Consider the following 17,250-nt stretch of genomic DNA (forward strand, 5'->3'; position numbering starts at 1 on the left):
GAAGCCGCTCCAGCGATCTAGCCTTTTTTGGACACCTATGAGGGTCAGGCCGCCAGCAGCTGCTTGCGGTCGACGCGTTCCTGCTGCGGCGAGCGGGCATAGAGCTCGCGGTAGCATTTGGAGAAATGCGAGGCGGAGACGAAGCCGCAGGCCACCGCCACCTCGACCACCGGCATCGACGACTGGATCAAGAGATGGCGGGCGCGGTCGAGCCGGATCTCCAGGTAGTAGCGGGCGGGCGAACGGCCCATCTCGGTGCGGAACAGGCGCTCGATCTGTCGGCGCGAGAGATCGACATGGTCGGCGATCTCGATCAGCGACAGCGGCTCGGAGAGGTTCGCTTCCATCAGTTCGATGATGGTCAGAACCTTGGAATTCTGCACGCCGAGGCGGGCGCGCAGCGGCAGGCGCTGGCGGTCGGTCGGGCTGCGCACGCGGTCGGTCAGCACCTGCTCGCAGACGCGGTTGACGAGGCTCTCGTCGAAATCGTCGCCGATCAGCTTCAGCATCATGTCGAGCGCGGCGGTGCCGCCGGCGCAGGTGTAGATGTTCTGGTCGATCTCGAACAGGTCGGCAAAGACGTTGGCCTTGGGGAAGGCCTCGGAAAAGCCGGGCAGATTCTCCCAATGGATGGCACAGCGCTTGTTGGACAACAGGCCGGCGGCGGCAAGGATATGCGCGCCCGTGCACAACCCGCCGACGGCGACGCCGCGATTGTATTCCTCGCGCAGCCAGGCGAAGGCCGACTTGTTCTGGTAGCGCTCGACATTGACGCCGCTGCAGACGATGGCCATGTTCGGCCGGTCCGGTCCGGCCATTTTCCTGCGCTCCTCCTCAAGCGAGGTGTTGACGGCGCATTCGACGCCGTTCGAGGCGCGCACAGGCTTGCCGTCGATACTCGCCAGGCGCCAGCTATAGGCCTCGTAGCCAAGCATGCGGTTGGCCGAGCGCAGCGGATCGAGCGCCGTCGCGAAGGCGATCATGGTGAAGTCGGGGACGAGGAAAAATACAAACGATCTCTTGATCGGGTGCTTTACGGCATTCACGGGAAACCTCACGCGGCCATGACGCGAACAGGATGTCGCGAATAGCATAGCGACATCAGGAAAAACCATTCCTGTCAATCGCCTAGAGAGGTTTGGGACAATTAAATTTGCGACATGGGTCGCAAATGGGCAATCGCCTGGGGAATGGGCCCCGATGTGCTACCGGAGCGGGCAGAACGGCCCCTGGGCAAAGAAACGCCGCTTCGGTCTTGCCGAAGCGGCGGGGAGGTCAACTTCACAGCGTCGGCTGGGAGGCGCCGCGCTAAAGTCTCAATATCAGGCGACGAAACCGAGGCGCGCGGCGGCCAGGGCGCCGGTCTGGCCGGGCATGGTCTTCGAAAGGCGCTGGCGCTCGAGCGCGGTCGTCAGGTTCATTTCGCGGCGGTGGAACAGGCGGGCAAGAAGCTTCATAATCATCTCCATTCGGTTGCTCAGACGGGTCGCCTTCGCGTGATGGAGTGGGGCAGCTCGTTTGCTGGCGTTGATATAGGCTTGTGCGAACGAAAACGAAATCGCAAAAGCGAAGCGCTTGTTATGAAAAGCGACACCAATTGCGACATTTTTGGGCAATGTGCCCAGGATTTACGATTGTTTACAACGCGTTAAATCGAAAAAGCAGCGTTATGCGATTGGTTCATATGCGTCATGCAGCCGTAGCATGGCTCGGAAAAATCATTTGAATGCAAACAAAACAGGCGGTTGGACAAAATAGAGAGGCCTGCCGGGCTGGGTCCGCCGGGCAGGCCTTTAGGTTTTGATACACACGATTTACTTTGCTCCAGCCCAGGATCCGACACCGTGGCGAGCACCGGTCCTGGCATCGGCGGCTTCCGGCCAGCCGATATCCTTCTGCAGTTCGATCGGCAGCGCATGGATGGCGCGTTCGGTCTGGTAACGGGCGCGGGCCGCGGTGAATTCGGTCGCAAGCCGGCCGATGGAGGAAAGGATGGACATTTCATTCTCCTTTGCGTTGGGCCGGGAGTTGCCCGGCGGCAGTCTGTTTCAGCTTCATTTCTGTCGAATGCAGGTCCGTGCCGGGGTCGTTTGATGGCTGTTTGTGGCAACAGCCTGCTTCGATGGAGTTGACTATCCTCCCAAACTGATGTTCAATCAAACGAAATGGAATGATCGTTCGCATCAGAAAAATTGAAGGCCGATCCCGATGAACGCCCCACTCAATCATCCGCTGCCGCTGCTCGATCTCGATGTCCTGCGCACCTTCGTGGCGATTGCCGAAACCGGCAGCTTCACCACGGCCGCCACCGCCGTCTTCCGTACGCCGTCGGCCGTCTCCATGCAGATCAAGAAGCTAGAGGACATCCTCGGCCGCTCCGTCTTCGCGCGCGACGCGCGCTCGGTGACGCTGACGACGGACGGCGAGATGCTGCTCGGCTATGCCCGCCGGCTGTTGTCGATCAACCGCGAGGTGGTGTCGAAGTTCATCATCCCCGACATTGTCGGCGTGGTGCGGCTGGGCTCTCCGGACGACTACGGCGAACGCGTGCTGCCGCATGTCCTGAAGCGCTTCGCACAGTCGCATCCCTCGATCGCCGTCGACGTCACCATCGACCAGAGCATCAATCTGCGCCGGCGCATGGACGACCGAGCGCTCGACATCACGCTGCTCACCAACTCCTACAAGACCAGCGCGCTCGGCGCCGAGGTGCTGTTGACCGAACCGATCGTCTGGGCCGGCGCCAAGGGCGGCTGCGCGCATCTGCGCGAGCCGCTGCCGGTGTCGCTGTGGGAGGAGGGCTGCGTGTGGCGGGCCGGCGCCCTCGAGGCGCTCGGCCGCGAGGGCCGCAACTACCGCGTCGCCTATATGAGCGCGCACACGGCCGGCCAGCGCGCCGCCATCATGGCCGACCTCGCCGTCGCGCCGCTGCCGCGATCGTTCCTCGGCGACGAGATGGTCGCGCTTAGCCCGAAGGACGGCATGCCCGATATCGGCACCTACAACCTGGCCATGGTGGTGACGCCGGACGCCAGTGCGCCGGTGAAGGCGGTCGCGGACCATATCCGCGCTACTTTCGAAGTGTTCAAGGAAACCGGCAAGTTCTGAGCTTGGCTGGCAAGTCCGGGTAAGGGTCAGGTCGCGGCCTGACCCTCAAGCGACCAGCCACGAGCCTTGACCGGCCGCGCCCTGGTTTCCCCAGTCAGGAAGGCAACGATGCTGTTGCGCGCGCGCCGCGTCTCCGGCATCTCGATCAGCGGCCAGACGTGGAACATACCTTCCTCATAGACGACCTCCACCTCGACGCCGGCGGCCCGCGCCTTCTCGGCGAAGATCAGGTTGTCGGGGGTGAGCAGGTCGTGCGAGCCGGTCAATAGCAGCGTCTTCGGCAATACCGAAAGGTCGCCGTAGAGCGGGCTGATGTGCCAGTCCGCGCGATCGATGCCGGCGCTGTAGAGCCGGATCGCCTCCAGCCCGCCGGCTATGCCAAGCCACGGATCGTTGCGCTCAGCCTCGAACACTTCGGGGTTGGAGAGCGACATGTCGAGCCCGGGCGAAATCAGGACGTGGTGCGAGGGGAGCGGCAAGGCGTCCTCGGCCGCCATCATGGTCAGCACCACGGCCATGTTGCCGCCGGCGGAATCGCCCATGAAGACGATGTCCGCGGCTTCCGTCTCCTCGAGCATCTGCCGGTAGACCTTGCCGACCATGCCGAACATGGCGTGGAAGTCGTGCTCGGGCGCGATCGGGTAGATCGGCACGGTGATGCCGAAGCCCAGCCGCTCGGCCATCTCGGCGATCAGGCCCCAATGGTAGGAGGTGATCTGGAAGACAAAGGCGCCGCCATGCAGATAGAGCATGCGCTTGAGCTCGCCGGTCCTTGGCGCGATCTCATAAACGGGAAAGCCGTTCACCATGCGCTCGGCGATGTCGAAGCGGGAACGCAGCGAGGCCGGCGGATGGTGATCCTCGGTCTTGCGCGCATAGGCGATCCAGCGCTGCAGGTTTTCCGGACTGGAAAAGGCCTGCTTGCGGCTATGCCTGAGGACAAAAGAAACGACGTGGCTTTTGAAGCTGGGCATGCGGATACACGAACTTCGGCGGAGCCGACTAAGAGAATTCCCCTCTAATCCGAAGATCGTGTCTGGGGCGGAAATGTCAAGATTTGCGCCGGGTGCAACACGCTTGTGTGATCCTGCCGTGCCGCTGCATCCAGTCTAGCGGCGCGGCAGCAAGGCGACGCGCAGTTTGTTGTCGCCGGCGGCCGGAGCCGCATCACGGCCCCGGCGCTTGGCCAGCAACTTGCATTTGTCGGCGAAGGTCATCAGCGCGCCGAGCCCAGGAGCAACTGGGAAAGCACGGCCTGCGGATCATTCGGAGGCGACGCCGGCCAGCCGATATCCTTCTGGATGTCGACGGGCAGACTGTTCAGAGCCCGGATCGACTTGTTCCTGCTGTGCGCATGCTTGATGGCCACCCCATAGCGGCCGAGGCTTTCGAACATCGACATGGTGTTTCCTCCGGAAGCGGCGGCGGGAAGACATTTCCGGCCTGCCGTTCGACGGGTGCCTAAATGCGCCCGGCGTGTTTCCAGCCGATTTCACGAAAACGGCGTTTCGGTTTCCGGATCGGGAGATCCGGAAACATTTGCATGCAAATGAAAATGGGAGACTTTGGGAGGCGGCGAGAGGCTACTATTCCCGGCCGCGCCTTGCCGCATGGCCCTCGCGCGAGCGCCGGCGCGGCGTGGCGTCGCCGGCAACACCGTCCTCACTGACCGTCTTGCGCGGCGGCAATTTCACCGCAGCCGAAAGCTTGGGGAACGGATCGACCTTGTTCGGCAGCGCCATGGCGTAGACGAAGTGCTCCTGGAATTTCGGCTCAAGCGCGGTCTCGATCTTCTCGATGCGGCTTACCGTCTCCTCGATCTCGCGGCGGTAGCCGCGATTGAGCAGCGCCATGCGCGCACCGGCGCCGGCGGCGTTGCCGACTGCCGAGACCTTGTCGAGATCGCAGTCCGGGATCAGGCCAAGCACCATGGCGTATTTCGGATCGATGAAGGAGCCGAAGGCGCCGGCGAAATGGATGCGGTCGACATGCTCGGTGTTCTGCTTTTCCATCAGCAGCTTGGTGCCGGCGTAAAGGGCTGCCTTAGCGAGCTGAATGGCGCGCACGTCGTTCTGGGTGATGGTGATCCTGGGTTCGCCGTCCTTCAGCACATAGGAGAAAGTGCGGCCATTGGCGACGACGCGTGGCGAACGCGCGGCGAGCGAGCCGTCGACCACGCCGTCCTCGGAGATGATGCCGGCAAGGTACATCTCCGCCACTATCTCAATGATGCCGGAGCCGCAGATGCCGGTGACGCCGGTCGCCTGCACGCTTTCGAGGAAGCCCGGCTCGTCCGACCAAAGCTCCGAGCCGATGACGCGGTATTTCGGCTCCAGCGTCTCGGGATCGATGCGCACGCGCTCGATCGCGCCGGGTGCGGCGCGCTGGCCTCCGGAAATTTCCGCGCCTTCGAAAGCGGGCCCGGTGGGCGAGGAGGCCGCCACCACCCGCGTCGAGTTGCCGAGCACGATCTCGGCATTGGTGCCGACGTCGACGATCAGCATCATCTCGTCCTGGCGGTGCGGCCCTTCCGACAGTGTGACGGCCGCAGCGTCGGCGCCGACATGGCCGGCAATGCAGGGCAGCATGTAAAGGCGCGCGCCCTGGTTCAGCTTCAGGCCGATGTCGGAGGCCTTGATGCGCACGGCGCCCGACACAGCGAGCGCGAAGGGAGCGCCGCCAAGCTCCGTCGGATCGATGCCAAGGAAGAGGTGGTGCATGATGGGATTACCGACGAAGACGGAATCCAGGATGTCGTTGCGATGGACATTGCCTTCGGCGCAGACCTTGTCGACGAGGCCGGAGACCGCCTCGCGCACGGCGACCGTCATGCCCTCGCGGCCGTCCGGGTTCATCATCACATAGGAGACGCGGCTCATCAGATCCTCGCCGAAGCGGATCTGCGGATTGGACGTGCCCGACGAGGCGGCGACGCGGCCCGACAGCAGCGACACCAGATGCATGGCGATGGTGGTCGAACCGATGTCGCAGGCCAGCCCGTAGGCCTCGTTCTTGAGGCCCGGCCAAAGCGCTATGACGCGCGCGATGTCGCTGTCGGCATCCTTGTGGATGGCGGCGGTGGCCGTCCAGTTGCCTTTGCGCAGGATGCCCTGCACCTGCGGCAGCAGATAGAAGTCGAACTCGAGGCTCTTGAAGCCCCAGTCCTTCATCAGCGCGATCTTCAGCCGATCGAGATCGCCGAGCGGCTTGTGCATGTCGGGCTCTTCGATCTCGACATAGCACATGCGGATCGCGGTATCGCGGGCGATGACCCTGGTGTCGGCGTCCTTGCGGATGGTCTGGGCGTTGATGACCGTATCCTGCGGCACGTCGATGACGAGGTCGCCGAGGATCTGCGCCGAGCAGGACAGGCGCCGCCGCTCGGGCAGACCGCGAACGCGTTCGTAGCGCTCCTCCTTGGCGCCCTTGGCCGAGATGTGGTCATTGGAGGAGGTGATCTTGTGCTTGGCGAAATTGCCTTCCTGCACCTCGATCTGGCAGCGTCCGCAGGTGGCGCGCCCGCCGCACACGCTCTCGACATAGACACCGAGCTGGCGCGCGGCATCGAGCACCGGCGTGCCGACCGGGAACCGGCCGCGCTTGCCGGACGGCATGAACAGCACGAGCGGGTCGGTGATGTTGGTGTGCGAGTTCATGCCTGCATGGGTCTCGGTGATGATTGTCGATGCCGTTTAACGGATCGTTTCACTGTTGGGTGGAGTGTTTGATGGTCCAGAGGCCAACCATGTCCGATCTCCTGCTGTCCGCCATATTCACCGCTTTCACGATGGTGCGGGTGCTGAAGGGCCGCTGGCTGCACAATCCGCAATATCTGGCGTCCGGCATTGTCGGCGCGATCGTTGCGGCATTGCTGCTGCACGCCTTCTGGCCTGCCGCCGACGATGATCTCATCGTTGGCGGCGCGACCGGCATTTTCGGATCGTGGGCGGGGATGGCCGTGTTCGACGCGATCCTGGGCCTGGCCTGAGCGCAAAGCAGACTGAACCGACCACACCAAAGGTGCGATCGGTTCAGCGAGGTTTGCGGAAAGGCTCACGATTGCGCGCTTATCCCCTGGCCATCCGGGCTTCACGGCCACCGCGGCGGCGGCCGCCAGCGGCGCCTTCGCCAGGAGCGGTAACCGCCACGGGGGCGGCGACGGCGTGGCCGCCCTCGGCCGGCTTGTAGTCCTTGTAGGTGCGGATCCAGTTGGTGCAGTTCTCGTCGGTGCCGTTGAGCACATTGGCGCCGCGCACCGCTTCCATTTCCTGCGGACGCACCGGGTTCATGATCGCCGAGGTCATGCCGGCGCCGATCACCATCGGGATGAAGGCGGCGTTGATGCCGTGGCGGTGCGGCAGGCCGAACGAAATGTTGGAAAGGCCGCAGGTGGTGTTGACCTTGAGCTCCTCGCGAAGACGGCGCAGCAGCGCGAACACCTGGCGGCCGGCATCGCCCAGCGCCCCGATCGGCATCACCAGCGGGTCGACGACGACGTCATGGGCGGGAATGCCGAAATCGGCGCAGCGCTCGACGATCTTCTTGGCGACGGCGAAGCGGACATCCGGGTCCATCGAGATGCCGGTCTCGTCGTTGGAGATGGCGACGACCGGGACATTGTACTTCTTGACCAGCGGCAGGATGGCTTCAAGCTTCTCTTCCTCGCCGGTGACGGAATTGACCAGCGGCCGGCCCTTGGCGACCTTCAGCGCCGCCTCGATGGCGGCGGTGACCGAACTGTCGATCGACAGCGGCAGGTCGACCAGGCCCTGCACGATCTCCAGCGTCTGCACCAGCAGCGCCGGCTCGGTGGCGTTGGGGTCGACGGCGGTGACGCCGGCATTGACGTCGAGCATGGTGGCGCCGCACGCGGCCTGCTCCAGCGCATCCTTGATGACGGTCTCGAAGTTGCCGGCCACCATTTCGGCGGCGAGCTTCTTGCGGCCCGTCGGGTTGATGCGCTCGCCGATCACGCAGAAGGGCTGGTCGAAGCCGATGATGATTTCTTTGGTCGCGGACGCGACGATGGTGCGGGTCATGCAATCTCTCCGTCGTGATATAAAGAGTTCTTTATATCGTTATCTGATTTCGTTCAAGCGAATGGTGACGGCCGCGTCCTTCAATGCGCGGTCTTCACCATGTCCACCTGGGTTTCGGTAATCTCGTCATGCAGAATGTGGTCGAGCCGGTCGGCGACCAGCTGGTCGTCGCGGCGGATTTCGCGCTTCCATGGCTGGCGGCCCTTCAGCACGCCCGATTCATCGACGATCTCGGCGACGTACTCCTCCTGGCGGTAGGCCATCACATGGACGCCGGCGACGCCTGGGATTTCCTTCACCTCGTTGATGATGTCGATGCAGAGCTGCTTGCCTTCCTTCTTCTGGTCCTGGGCGCCTTCCAACCGCTTGATGATCGCGTCGGGGATATGGATGCCCGGCACGTTGGAACGGATCCACTTGGCCGTCTTGGCCGAGGCCAGCGGCCCGACGCCGCACAGGACGAAAACCTTCTCGGTGTGGCCGAGGTCACGCGCTTTCTGCATGAAGGTTTTGAACATCGGTACGTCGAAACAGTACTGCGTCTGCACGAACTGGGCGCCGGCGGCGATCTTCTTGCCGAGATGGATGGGGCGGAAGTCGAAGGGCGGGGCGAAGGGATTGACGGCGGCGCCGAGGAAGATCTGCGGCGGCGTCGTCAGCTTGCGGCCCGAAAGGAACTTGCCGTTGTCGCGCATGATGCGGCAGGTCTCGAGCAGCGACATGGAATCGAGGTCGAACACCGGCTTGGCGCCGGGCTGGTCGCCGGCCTGCACACCGTCGCCGGTGAGGCAGAGCATGTTGGCGACGCCCATCGCGGCGCCGCCCAGCACGTCGCCCTGGATGGCGATGCGGTTCTTGTCGCGGCAGGCGATCTGCATGATCGGGGCATAGCCCATGCGGGTGAGCAGCGCGCAGATGCCGACCGAGGACATGTGGCAGTTGGCGCCGGAGGCATCGACGGCGTTGATGGCGTCGACCCAGCCGTCGAAGATCTTGGCTCGGTTGTAAACGTCCTCCGGATCGGCGCTGTCCGGCGGGTTGAGCTCGGTGGTCACCGCGAACTCGCCGCGCCTCAGCACGCGCTCCAGACGGCCGCGCGAGGTGTGGCCGGGCAAGGGATCGAGTGGCAGGTGGATGCCGGCCGGGTTCTCGTCGCGCTGGCGGATGGTCATGCGGACGCTCCGGTCTTGGTTGCATTGTCGGCCGGCTGGCGTGCGGCGGCTGCCTGCGCGGTCACGCGCAGCCAGGCGGAGGTTTCACGCAGCGACTGGTCGACCGGCTTCTGCACGTCGAGGATCTTGTCGCCATGCACCATGTTGCGCGAACCTTCCCAGGCCTTGACCCAGACGCAGGGCATGTTGGGCTCGACCTCGCAATTGCCATTGGCGCGCACGCCGCCGCACGGGCCGTTGCGAAGCTGCTTCGGGCAGTTCATCGGGCAGGACATGCCGGTCGAGGACAATACGCACTGGCCGCACATGCGACAGTCGAACATGAAGCCCTTGACGCGCTTCTCGACGAACTTGACCGGAGCCTCGACGCGACCGTAGCCGATGCCTTTCCACAAGGGATGCAACAGCAGGAAGATGTCGGCGAAGCGGCTGTAGAACCATTCGAGCAATCGCGAGTGCCGGATAGACCACAATCTCACCGCGAAGGAACGCTGGACGCGCCGCTGCGGCGAAACGTCGGCCGGCTTGTAGTCGGATTTCGGCGCTGCCTTCTTGACCAGAGTGGCCTGGGTAACCGCCGGTTGCTGTTCAGACATTTTCTTTTCCGCCCGCCTTGACCAGAGCGACCAGCCGCTCGCGGTCGTATTTCGTGTCGAGCTCGTGGAAGGCCCTTTCGACCTCGGCCTCGAGGTCGTCGCCGACCGGAACCGGGTCGGCCTTGCGCCATTCGGCCAGATAGTCGTCGGTGCCGCCAGCGCCGGTGCGCATGGCGCACATGTCGATCGCCTCGGTGAAGCGCAGCGGCAGTTCGCGCTTGGCGTTCTGCCGGCCCTTCCTGACGATGACCTGGGCAGGGATGTCGCGCCAGTAGACGACGATCAGATCGGCCATAAATTTCTCACTCCCCGTAGAGCGCCGTGCGTCCTTCTCGGACGCACAAAGGACGCTCTACCACTTCAACTTCGCTGCATCGTGCTTTCCGACTTCGGGCCGATGCAGCAGCTGCGAGCATTGCCGCATGCGCACTGGGGCCGCTTGTTATGGGACGACGCGCGCGCATTCAAAAGCGACGCTATTGGAGGTCGCAAAAAGAAAGGTGAAATAGCGCGGCCAGCCGGCTACCAGATGCGCTTCGTCAAGCCGGTCCAAAGGTAGTACCAGATCGTCGGATGATACCACTGTTTCGAGGGCAGGCCGGGATCGAATGTGGCGAGCTTGCCCGCCAGTGCGTCGCCGACCGCTTCGACGCAGATGTCGCGCGAGAATGCCGCCTGCCGCAGCGCGTAGCTTGAGATGGTGTCGCCCGGTTCAGGCTTGCCGCGCGCCTGTCGCAGCACGCCGCCGGTGTCGACGCCGGCATCGACCAGATGCACGGTGCTGCCGAAATTGCCCGCGTCGCCCGAGGCCAGCGCCCAGTAGCCGCCATTCATGCCGCGATATTTGGGGGCGATGCCGGCATGATAGTTAAGCACCGGACAGGCTATCTTCGCCAGCGTCTGCCGCGACAGCAGCCGGCAGCCGGCCAGCAGCACCACACCCGGCTGGAGGTCGGCGATCGCCCGAAGGCACTCCGGCCCATTGGCCGAGGGGATGTCGATGATGGTCTGGCCGGGGCGGGGTTCGGTCTCCAGTTTCTGCTCGGCGATCAATCGTGCCGCATGGCCGGAAAAGAACCGTTTGCCGAGCCGCGTCAGCACCATGGTGCCGAGCTGTCCGATGGCCGAGATCCAGCCCTGGCGCCGAGCCCGGCCGAGAAGCAATTGCTTTTTGGATTCAGGTGTTTCGAGGACGACGCTGACAGGGCCGAGCCGATCGGCGATGGCGTTGACGATCGCCCAGATGTGCGGACCGCCCTCGGTGACGACGACGATCGGTCGTGGATCTGCCATTGGCGCTGCCATGGTTCGTGCCGCCCCCTGGGAACACCTGGTGTCGGAGCGCCCGGCGCGCCCGGATGGGAGCGGCTTGCGCAAACGCGCGGCATGCTAGGCTGGCGGGGTTAATCCTTGGTGACGGCGCGAGGCCGACGGCCTTTGGGGGAGGAATCAGCGCTTGAATTCCATGATGTCGAGCTTTGATTCGTAGTAGGGCGCCGGGAATTCAATGCGCCATTCGGCGGCGCTGTTGCGGAAGGCATAGCCGACCTGGTCGCTCTGCGGGCCGCTGCCATAGGGTTTGGCCGGATCTTCGTTGACGGTGAACGAGCCGAGATAGATGGCGCGCTTTTCGCTCTCGTCGAAGAAGCGGCCCTTGGTGCGCTGCGAGCCGCTGATCTTTTCCAGTCTCCAGCCGGAGCCGTCATCGCTCACCTTGCATTTGAACCAGCCATAGATGACGAGCGGGCTCAAACCACCGGCCTTGATGGTGCGGCATTTCCAGGTGCCGGTCAGGTCCTTGTCGGAAAACGCCACCAGCGGCTTGGCGAGGAGGGTATCCAACTGCTTGACCTCGGCCGGGTCGCCGGCCTTGGCCTCCTCGAGGGCGGCCTTGCGCGTCTCGCCATATTTGTCGAGCCGCGTCTTGTCGGCAGCGGTGATCAGTTTTTGCACCTCGCCATCGGCGTGAGCCGGCAGGGTCAAGCCGGCACCCAGACACACAGACAGAAGCAAAGTCCGAAAACGCATCGATTCCCCCCTCTTGATCAGCAGGTCAGCCGCACGCGGCGGCCTCGGCCAGTTCCGTCGTCAGATCGCCATAGCCGGTCGAGCGGCGCTCATAGGCCAGGCCGAGCAGCGCGGCTGCCTTCTCCGCGACCCTGTCGAGCCCCGGATCGTCGGTCTGGGCGATATAGACCAGCTTCTGGTAATTGCCGAAATAGTCCTTGATCAGCTCGGGATGCCTGTCGAGGCCAAGCGGCTTCATGAAGAAGGCGTCGAACTGGCGGCAGAGGAAGTCGGTCATGTAGAACGACATCATGTCGTCGTCGGCGACCTTCGCGTAGGCGTCCATGCCCTGGTAGAAGGCGAAGCAGTGCGGTCCGGCCATGCGCTCGACGCCGTGCTTCTCGCAGATGCGATCAAGCATGCCGCCGGTGCCGCAGTCGGCATAGCCGACGAAGATGTGCCGGTAGCCCTCCGCCTTGGCCTTTTCGATCGCCTTGTCCATCGCCGGCGGGATGCGGTCCGGATAGAAATGGAACTCCGCCGGCAGGCAGGTCAGGTCGAGATGGTCGAGCGCGAGCTGCTGCTTGACGGCCAGAACTTCGCGCGCAATCATCCCGCAGGCGATGACGAGCAGCCTTTCGCCTTGATCGGGTTGCGCTTTTCGCACCGCACTCATAGAACCAGCCGAACCGATTTGGTTGCGTTATCTTCTTACCTACAGAACGAGGGAGACACCGTCCATGAAACTGTCGCGCCTTGGCCCCATCGCCATTCTTGCCTGCGCGCTGGCCCTTTCGGCCTGCGCCAATACGATCCGCGGTGTCGGCAAGGACGTCAAATCGACCGCCAATGCCGTCGAGGACACGGTCAAGAATCCCTGATCCACGGTCTTCCAGAATCTGGGAACAAAAAAGCCGCGCTGCAAGGCGCGGCTTTTTTCATCGTTCATTGCGAAGCCGCTGGGCTCAAGCCGAAGCCCGCACATTGTGCTTGCGCTTCATGAAGTCCTTGGCGGTCTCGACCGCCACCGCCGCGTCGCGGCAATAGGCGTCGGCGCCGACGGCCTTGCCGAACTCCTCGTTGAGCGGCGCGCCGCCGACCAGCACGACATAGTCGTCGCGGATGCCCTTCTCCTTCATCGTGTCGATGACGACCTTCATGTAGGGCATGGTGGTGGTCAGCAGCGCCGACATGCCGATGATGTCGGGCTGGTGCTGCTCGATCGCCTCCAGATACTTCTCGACCGCATTGTTGATGCCGAGATCGATGACGTCGAAGCCGGCGCCCTCCATCATCATGCCGACCAGGTTCTTGCCGATGTCGTGGATGTCGCCCTTGACGGTGCCGATCACCATCTTGCCCTGCTTGGGCGCGCCGGTGGCGGCGAGCAGTGGACGAAGGATGGCCATGCCGGCCTTCATGGCGTTGGCCGACAGCAGCACTTCCGGCACGAACAGGATGCCGTCGCGAAAATCCTCGCCGACGATGCGCATGCCTTCGACCAGCGCCTCGGTCAGCACCTTGTAGGGAACCCAGCCGCGCTCGAGAAGGATGTTGGTGCCTTCCTCGATCTCTTCCTTCAGCCCGTCATAAAGGTCGTCGTGCATCTGCTGCACGAGCTCGTCGTCGGAAAGCTCGGAAAGGATGATCTCGTCGTCGGACATTTTTTCTCGGGCTCCTTGCTGCTTGGAATGTCTGCGGCAGCCTAAAATCGATGCGCCAATACCTAACCCGCGAGGGCCGCGTATCCATAGCTGATTTGCGACTTCCCGCAAAAGGAAAGCGACCGCAAATCTATTGGAATTCTTGTCGATTTTGCGACAGGCGTTGGCGCTGGCTGGCCGTTTCGAATAGGGTGCATGGCTACGATCCGGCGAGAAGCAGCCGCACGCGGCCGCAATCCACATCAGGTCAGAACAAAATCAGGGAAGAACGATCATGAGCGAGAACGCGGCAGTCGAGCAGGAGCCGTCGAGCGGCAGACGCGGGCGCGGCGCTGGCAGTGGCGCGGCGGCGCGACGGGCAGCGCGCTCGGGCGGCGGTCCGGGCACCCAGCTCACCTACATCAAGCGCAAGATCAACGTCTATGAAGTGCTGGACGAGGAAGGCCTGGCGCTGATCGAGAAGAACACCGACACGGTGCTCGAAGAGATCGGCATCATCTTCCGCGACGACGCCGAAGCCCTGCAGCTCTGGAAAGAGGCCGGCGCCGACGTCAAGGGCGAGCGCGTGCATTTCCCGAAGGGGCTCTGCCGTTCGCTGCTGAAGACAGCGCCGTCCGTCTACACCCAGCATGCGCGCAACCCCGAACGCTCGGTGCAGGTCGGCGGTAAAGCGACGGTGTTCGCGCCGGTCTATGGCCCGCCCTTCGTGCGCGATCTCGACGGCAACCGCCGCTATGCGACGATCGAGGATTTCCGGAACTTCGTGAAGCTCGCCTATATGGCGCCGTCGATCCACCATTCGGGCGGCACGGTGTGCGAGCCGGTCGACGTTCCCGTCAACAAGCGCCATCTCGATATGGTCTACAGCCATATCAAATATTCCGACAAGCCGTTCATGGGCTCGGTGACCGCGCCGGAGCGCGCCGAGGACACGGTGGCGATGGCCAAACTCGTTTTCGGCGACGACTTCGTCGAGAACAACACGGTGCTGACCAGCCTGATCAACGCCAACTCGCCGATGGTGTTCGACGAGACGATGCTCGGCGCGTTGAAGGTCTATTCGCGCCACAACCAGGCCTGCATCGTCACGCCGTTCATCCTTGCCGGCGCGATGAGCCCGGTGACTGTCGCCGGCACGCTGACGCAGGTGCTGGCCGAAGTGCTGGCCGGCGCTTCGTTCACGCAGCTGATCCGGCCGGGCGCGCCGGTGCTGTTCGGCACTTTCGCCTCGTCGATCTCGATGCAGTCGGGCGCGCCGACCTTCGGCACGCCGGAACCGTCGCTGGTCTCCTATGGCGCCGCGCAGCTTGCCCGCCGTCTCGGCCTGCCGTTCCGCACCGGCGGCTCGCTCTGCGCCGCGAAGGTTCCGGACGCGCAGGCGGCTTACGAGAGCGCCAACACGCTGAACTCGACCATTCTTGCCGGTGCGAATTTCGTGCTGCACTCGGCCGGCTGGCTCGAGGGCGGGCTGGCGTCCTGCTACGAGAAGTTCATGATGGACATCGACCAGCTCGGCATGCAGCAGAAATTCTCCGAGGGCGTCGACCTGTCGGAAAACGGCCAGGCGATGGACGCCATCCGCCAGGTCGGTCCGGGCAGCCACTATCTCGGCTGCGACCACACCCAGGCCAATTTCCAGACCGCCTTCTACCGCTCCAACATTGCCGACAACAATTCCTACGAGCAGTGGCTGGCGGAAGGCGAAAAGACCGCGCCGCAGCGGGCCAACGAGCTCGCCCGCCGCTGGCTGGAAAGCTACGAGGCGCCTTACCTCGATCCGGCGATCGAGGAAGCCCTGACCGACTTCATCGCCAGGAAGAAAGGCTCGATGGCCGACGCCTTCACTTGAAAGGAGCCCGAGTCAGGCCGGGCTAAAGTGGCCGACATCATCCACAAGGAAGTCTGGCGGAGCGCATTCTCCGAGCCGGGCAAGAAGGGATGATTGTTTCGCGCGGCACGGTCGACGATATCTCGGCCGTGCTCGCGGTCGATGGCTTGATCCTGCGCGGCGGCTTCCGTTTCACCAGCCAGGACACAGCACCCGCCGGGCGCTCCGGCATGCCCGCCAGGTCCATCCTGCTGGTCGGGCAGGCGGGTGCTGCGCCGTGGCCGCATTTCCTGCGCTGGCGGGAGCGGCAACCGCAGGCCATCGCCGATCCGCTCGACACATGGGCGCGCGGGGTGATCGGTTCGGTCGCGGAAAAGTTCGGCGCGCGCGCCGTGTCGCCCTCCGACAGGCCCTATCTGCCGTTCCAGCAATGGGCGATGCGGGCGGAGGGGCTAAGGCCGTCGCCACTGGGTATCCTCATGCACCCGCGCTACGGGCTTTGGCATGCCTATCGCGGCGCGCTGCTGTTCGAGGAGGCGATTGCCATCCCCGCACCTGAGGCATCGATTCACCTTTGCGATGCATGTGTCGACAAACCTTGCCTGAAATCCTGCCCGGTCGACGCCTATGCGGCGGACGGCTTCACGAACCAGGCCTGTCTGGCGCATGTGCGCGGCGCCGATGGCGCGCCTTGCCGCAGCGGCGGCTGCCTCGACCGCAACGCCTGCCCCTATGGCTCCGACTATCGCTACCCAGCCGATGTTCAGGCCTTCCACATGGCGGCGTTCGCCGGCCTGTAGAGATGGTTCCGAGTCGCACGGGAACTTGACTGCGATTGAGATGTCCTGGCTTGCCCTGACGGCCGACGCGGATATCTATCGCGTGGCAACAAGCGGAGCGCGCAATGACGAAGCAGGACCTTGAGATCAAGACCCAGGATGGTTCGGCGAAAGCCCGGCTGTTTCGTCCAGCCGCGCCGGCCAAGGCCGGAATCATCCTGTACATGGATATTTTCGGTCCGCGCCCGGCGCTCGACCAGATGGCCGGGCGGCTCGCGGGGCATGGCTATGCGGTGCTGGTGCCCGATCTCTTCTATCGCTATGTGCCCTATGGTCCGTTCGACCCCAAGACCGCCTTTGCCGAGGAAAAGAGCAAGGCTGCGCTTTTGATGCTGAGCGGCGGCACGACGCAGGGCATGACCATCCGCGACGGCGCCGCCTTCCTCGATGCGCTGACCGCCGCAGGGATCACCGGGCCGGTTGGCGTCGTCGGCTACTGCATGGGCGGCGCGCGGGCGCTTAACGCGGCGGCGAGCTATCCGGACCGGATCGCCGCCGCGGCGAGCTTCCATGGCGGCAATCTGGCCAGCGATGCCGCCGACAGCCCGCATCGCAAGGCGGCGTCAATCAAGGCCAGGGTCTATGTCGGCGTAGCCGGCGTCGACCGCAGCTTTCCGCCGGAGCAGTCGGCGCGACTGGCCGAAGCGCTGAGGGTGGCCGAGGTCGACCACGCGATCGAGAACTATGTCGGCGTGGCGCATGGCTGGTGCGTGCCCGACCACAGCGTCTACGACGCGGCCGCCGCCGAGCGCCATTGGAAGCGCTTGACGACGCTGTTTGCCGAGACGCTTGGCTAGCCTTCTCTCGCAGATCGCGGCGAGGGCACCATGTAGCGCGAGCCTTCGAACGTTGTCCGTCCTTCGGACACCTTTGTAACTTGTCCCTTGCCGACTCTGCTATTGCAGCAGGTGCGGTGGCGGACGAGAGACCGGAGCATCTTTGGGCCTTGAAGCCCGTGGGAGAGCGAGGGTCTTCGTCCGCCGTTCCATCGACCCCG

General features: G+C 64.0%; 20 protein-coding genes. 6 read left to right on the top strand and 14 right to left on the bottom strand.

Annotated features, from left to right (window positions below; genetic code table 11):
• Positions 1-44: 44 nt before the first annotated feature.
• The 3 genes from EN786_RS10420 to EN786_RS10430 form a co-directional block, all read right to left on the bottom strand.
• Positions 45-983, bottom strand: a complete 939-nt coding sequence (locus EN786_RS10420) for a GlxA family transcriptional regulator (protein WP_348627112.1) — start codon at positions 981-983, stop codon at positions 45-47.
• Positions 984-1,322: 339 nt separating this feature from the next.
• Positions 1,323-1,616 carry a hypothetical protein gene (locus EN786_RS37660; protein ID WP_187331318.1) on the bottom strand — a complete coding sequence of 98 codons (294 nt, stop codon included), beginning with the start codon at positions 1,614-1,616 and terminating at the stop codon, positions 1,323-1,325.
• A gap of 198 nt (positions 1,617-1,814) precedes the next feature.
• Positions 1,815-2,000, bottom strand: coding sequence for a hypothetical protein (locus EN786_RS10430; RefSeq protein ID WP_127284691.1), 186 nt, complete (start codon positions 1,998-2,000; stop codon positions 1,815-1,817).
• Positions 2,001-2,208: 208 nt separating this feature from the next.
• Between EN786_RS10430 and EN786_RS10435 the strand changes: the two genes are divergently transcribed.
• The gene (locus EN786_RS10435; protein ID WP_127284690.1) at positions 2,209-3,108 is read left to right on the top strand and encodes a LysR substrate-binding domain-containing protein; all 900 of its coding nucleotides are present in this window, start codon (positions 2,209-2,211) and stop codon (positions 3,106-3,108) included.
• Between the two features lie 26 nt (positions 3,109-3,134).
• Here the strand turns inward: EN786_RS10435 and EN786_RS10440 are convergent, their stop codons facing one another.
• From EN786_RS10440 to EN786_RS10450, 3 genes are all read right to left on the bottom strand, one after another.
• Positions 3,135-4,082, bottom strand: a complete 948-nt coding sequence (locus tag EN786_RS10440; RefSeq protein WP_127284689.1) for an alpha/beta hydrolase — start codon at positions 4,080-4,082, stop codon at positions 3,135-3,137.
• 242 nt (positions 4,083-4,324) lie between these two features.
• Positions 4,325-4,510, bottom strand: coding sequence for a hypothetical protein (locus EN786_RS10445; RefSeq protein ID WP_127284688.1), 186 nt, complete (start codon positions 4,508-4,510; stop codon positions 4,325-4,327).
• Between the two features lie 184 nt (positions 4,511-4,694).
• Positions 4,695-6,764, bottom strand: coding sequence for an ASKHA domain-containing protein (locus EN786_RS10450; RefSeq protein ID WP_127311105.1), 2,070 nt, complete (start codon positions 6,762-6,764; stop codon positions 4,695-4,697).
• A gap of 71 nt (positions 6,765-6,835) precedes the next feature.
• Between EN786_RS10450 and EN786_RS10455 the strand changes: the two genes are divergently transcribed.
• Positions 6,836-7,096, top strand: a complete 261-nt coding sequence (locus EN786_RS10455) for a hypothetical protein (RefSeq protein WP_127285129.1) — start codon at positions 6,836-6,838, stop codon at positions 7,094-7,096.
• Between the two features lie 79 nt (positions 7,097-7,175).
• Here the strand turns inward: EN786_RS10455 and EN786_RS10460 are convergent, their stop codons facing one another.
• The 7 genes from EN786_RS10460 to EN786_RS10490 all read right to left on the bottom strand — a co-directional run bounded on the left by EN786_RS10460 (position 7,176) and on the right by EN786_RS10490 (position 12,598).
• Positions 7,176-8,147, bottom strand: coding sequence for a methyltetrahydrofolate cobalamin methyltransferase (locus EN786_RS10460; RefSeq protein WP_127285130.1), 972 nt, complete (start codon positions 8,145-8,147; stop codon positions 7,176-7,178).
• Between the two features lie 80 nt (positions 8,148-8,227).
• On the bottom strand, positions 8,228-9,319 hold the full coding sequence (locus tag EN786_RS10465; RefSeq protein ID WP_127285131.1) for a methylenetetrahydrofolate reductase: 1,092 nt from the start codon (positions 9,317-9,319) through the stop codon (positions 8,228-8,230).
• Positions 9,316-9,915: a methylenetetrahydrofolate reductase C-terminal domain-containing protein gene (locus tag EN786_RS10470; protein ID WP_127285132.1), complete on the bottom strand. Its 600-nt coding sequence runs from the start codon at positions 9,913-9,915 to the stop codon at positions 9,316-9,318. Before EN786_RS10470 ends, EN786_RS10465 begins: the two co-directional genes overlap by 4 nt.
• Positions 9,908-10,210: a virulence factor gene (locus tag EN786_RS10475; RefSeq protein ID WP_127285133.1), complete on the bottom strand. Its 303-nt coding sequence runs from the start codon at positions 10,208-10,210 to the stop codon at positions 9,908-9,910. The genes EN786_RS10470 and EN786_RS10475 overlap by 8 nt, the downstream gene beginning before the upstream one ends.
• A 227-nt stretch (positions 10,211-10,437) precedes the next feature.
• On the bottom strand, positions 10,438-11,220 hold the full coding sequence (locus EN786_RS10480) for a formyl transferase (RefSeq protein WP_127311104.1): 783 nt from the start codon (positions 11,218-11,220) through the stop codon (positions 10,438-10,440).
• Positions 11,221-11,364: 144 nt separating this feature from the next.
• The gene (locus EN786_RS10485) at positions 11,365-11,943 is read right to left on the bottom strand and encodes a DUF4893 domain-containing protein (RefSeq protein WP_127311103.1); all 579 of its coding nucleotides are present in this window, start codon (positions 11,941-11,943) and stop codon (positions 11,365-11,367) included.
• A 25-nt stretch (positions 11,944-11,968) separates the two neighbouring features.
• Positions 11,969-12,598, bottom strand: coding sequence for a DUF1638 domain-containing protein (locus tag EN786_RS10490; RefSeq protein WP_127311102.1), 630 nt, complete (start codon positions 12,596-12,598; stop codon positions 11,969-11,971).
• A gap of 64 nt (positions 12,599-12,662) precedes the next feature.
• On the opposite strand from EN786_RS10490, the gene EN786_RS10495 reads away from it, so the two are divergent.
• On the top strand, positions 12,663-12,803 hold the full coding sequence (locus tag EN786_RS10495) for an entericidin A/B family lipoprotein (protein ID WP_127393868.1): 141 nt from the start codon (positions 12,663-12,665) through the stop codon (positions 12,801-12,803).
• Between the two features lie 84 nt (positions 12,804-12,887).
• Here the strand turns inward: EN786_RS10495 and EN786_RS10500 are convergent, their stop codons facing one another.
• Positions 12,888-13,586, bottom strand: coding sequence for a B12-binding domain-containing protein (locus tag EN786_RS10500; protein ID WP_127285137.1), 699 nt, complete (start codon positions 13,584-13,586; stop codon positions 12,888-12,890).
• A 274-nt stretch (positions 13,587-13,860) separates the two neighbouring features.
• Between EN786_RS10500 and EN786_RS10505 the strand changes: the two genes are divergently transcribed.
• From EN786_RS10505 to EN786_RS10515, 3 genes are all read left to right on the top strand, one after another.
• Positions 13,861-15,435, top strand: coding sequence for a trimethylamine methyltransferase family protein (locus EN786_RS10505; protein WP_127285138.1), 1,575 nt, complete (start codon positions 13,861-13,863; stop codon positions 15,433-15,435).
• An 89-nt stretch (positions 15,436-15,524) separates the two neighbouring features.
• A complete protein-coding gene (locus EN786_RS10510; RefSeq protein ID WP_127311888.1) occupies positions 15,525-16,214 on the top strand; it encodes a 4Fe-4S dicluster domain-containing protein in 690 nt (229 codons plus the stop codon).
• Between the two features lie 104 nt (positions 16,215-16,318).
• Positions 16,319-17,050: a dienelactone hydrolase family protein gene (locus tag EN786_RS10515; RefSeq protein WP_127311889.1), complete on the top strand. Its 732-nt coding sequence runs from the start codon at positions 16,319-16,321 to the stop codon at positions 17,048-17,050.
• The last annotated feature ends 200 nt before the right edge of the window (positions 17,051-17,250 follow it).

This window comes from Mesorhizobium sp. M4B.F.Ca.ET.143.01.1.1, from assembly GCF_004792275.1.
GTDB classification, from domain to species: Bacteria; Pseudomonadota; Alphaproteobacteria; order Rhizobiales; family Rhizobiaceae; genus Mesorhizobium; species Mesorhizobium abyssinicae.

Excerpts from the sequence above, each read along its gene's own strand:
- EN786_RS10460 (WP_127285130.1), bottom strand. The coding sequence starts at position 8,147 with ATGACCCGCACCATCGTCGCGTCCGCGACCAAAGAAATCATCATCGGC.
- EN786_RS10445 (WP_127284688.1), bottom strand. The coding sequence starts at position 4,510 with ATGTCGATGTTCGAAAGCCTCGGCCGCTATGGGGTGGCCATCAAGCAT.
- EN786_RS10495 (WP_127393868.1), top strand. The coding sequence starts at position 12,663 with ATGAAACTGTCGCGCCTTGGCCCCATCGCCATTCTTGCCTGCGCGCTG.
- EN786_RS10500 (WP_127285137.1), bottom strand. The coding sequence starts at position 13,586 with ATGTCCGACGACGAGATCATCCTTTCCGAGCTTTCCGACGACGAGCTC.
- EN786_RS10455 (WP_127285129.1), top strand. The coding sequence starts at position 6,836 with ATGGTCCAGAGGCCAACCATGTCCGATCTCCTGCTGTCCGCCATATTC.
- EN786_RS10485 (WP_127311103.1), bottom strand. The coding sequence starts at position 11,943 with ATGCGTTTTCGGACTTTGCTTCTGTCTGTGTGTCTGGGTGCCGGCTTG.
- EN786_RS10430 (WP_127284691.1), bottom strand. The coding sequence starts at position 2,000 with ATGTCCATCCTTTCCTCCATCGGCCGGCTTGCGACCGAATTCACCGCG.
- EN786_RS10420 (WP_348627112.1), bottom strand. The coding sequence starts at position 983 with ATGATCGCCTTCGCGACGGCGCTCGATCCGCTGCGCTCGGCCAACCGC.
- EN786_RS10450 (WP_127311105.1), bottom strand. The coding sequence starts at position 6,764 with ATGAACTCGCACACCAACATCACCGACCCGCTCGTGCTGTTCATGCCG.
- EN786_RS10515 (WP_127311889.1), top strand. The coding sequence starts at position 16,319 with ATGACGAAGCAGGACCTTGAGATCAAGACCCAGGATGGTTCGGCGAAA.
- EN786_RS10510 (WP_127311888.1), top strand. The coding sequence starts at position 15,525 with ATGATTGTTTCGCGCGGCACGGTCGACGATATCTCGGCCGTGCTCGCG.
- EN786_RS10480 (WP_127311104.1), bottom strand. The coding sequence starts at position 11,220 with ATGGCAGCGCCAATGGCAGATCCACGACCGATCGTCGTCGTCACCGAG.
- EN786_RS10470 (WP_127285132.1), bottom strand. The coding sequence starts at position 9,915 with ATGTCTGAACAGCAACCGGCGGTTACCCAGGCCACTCTGGTCAAGAAG.
- EN786_RS10435 (WP_127284690.1), top strand. The coding sequence starts at position 2,209 with ATGAACGCCCCACTCAATCATCCGCTGCCGCTGCTCGATCTCGATGTC.
- EN786_RS10490 (WP_127311102.1), bottom strand. The coding sequence starts at position 12,598 with ATGAGTGCGGTGCGAAAAGCGCAACCCGATCAAGGCGAAAGGCTGCTC.
- EN786_RS10465 (WP_127285131.1), bottom strand. The coding sequence starts at position 9,319 with ATGACCATCCGCCAGCGCGACGAGAACCCGGCCGGCATCCACCTGCCA.
- EN786_RS10505 (WP_127285138.1), top strand. The coding sequence starts at position 13,861 with ATGAGCGAGAACGCGGCAGTCGAGCAGGAGCCGTCGAGCGGCAGACGC.
- EN786_RS10475 (WP_127285133.1), bottom strand. The coding sequence starts at position 10,210 with ATGGCCGATCTGATCGTCGTCTACTGGCGCGACATCCCTGCCCAGGTC.
- EN786_RS10440 (WP_127284689.1), bottom strand. The coding sequence starts at position 4,082 with ATGCCCAGCTTCAAAAGCCACGTCGTTTCTTTTGTCCTCAGGCATAGC.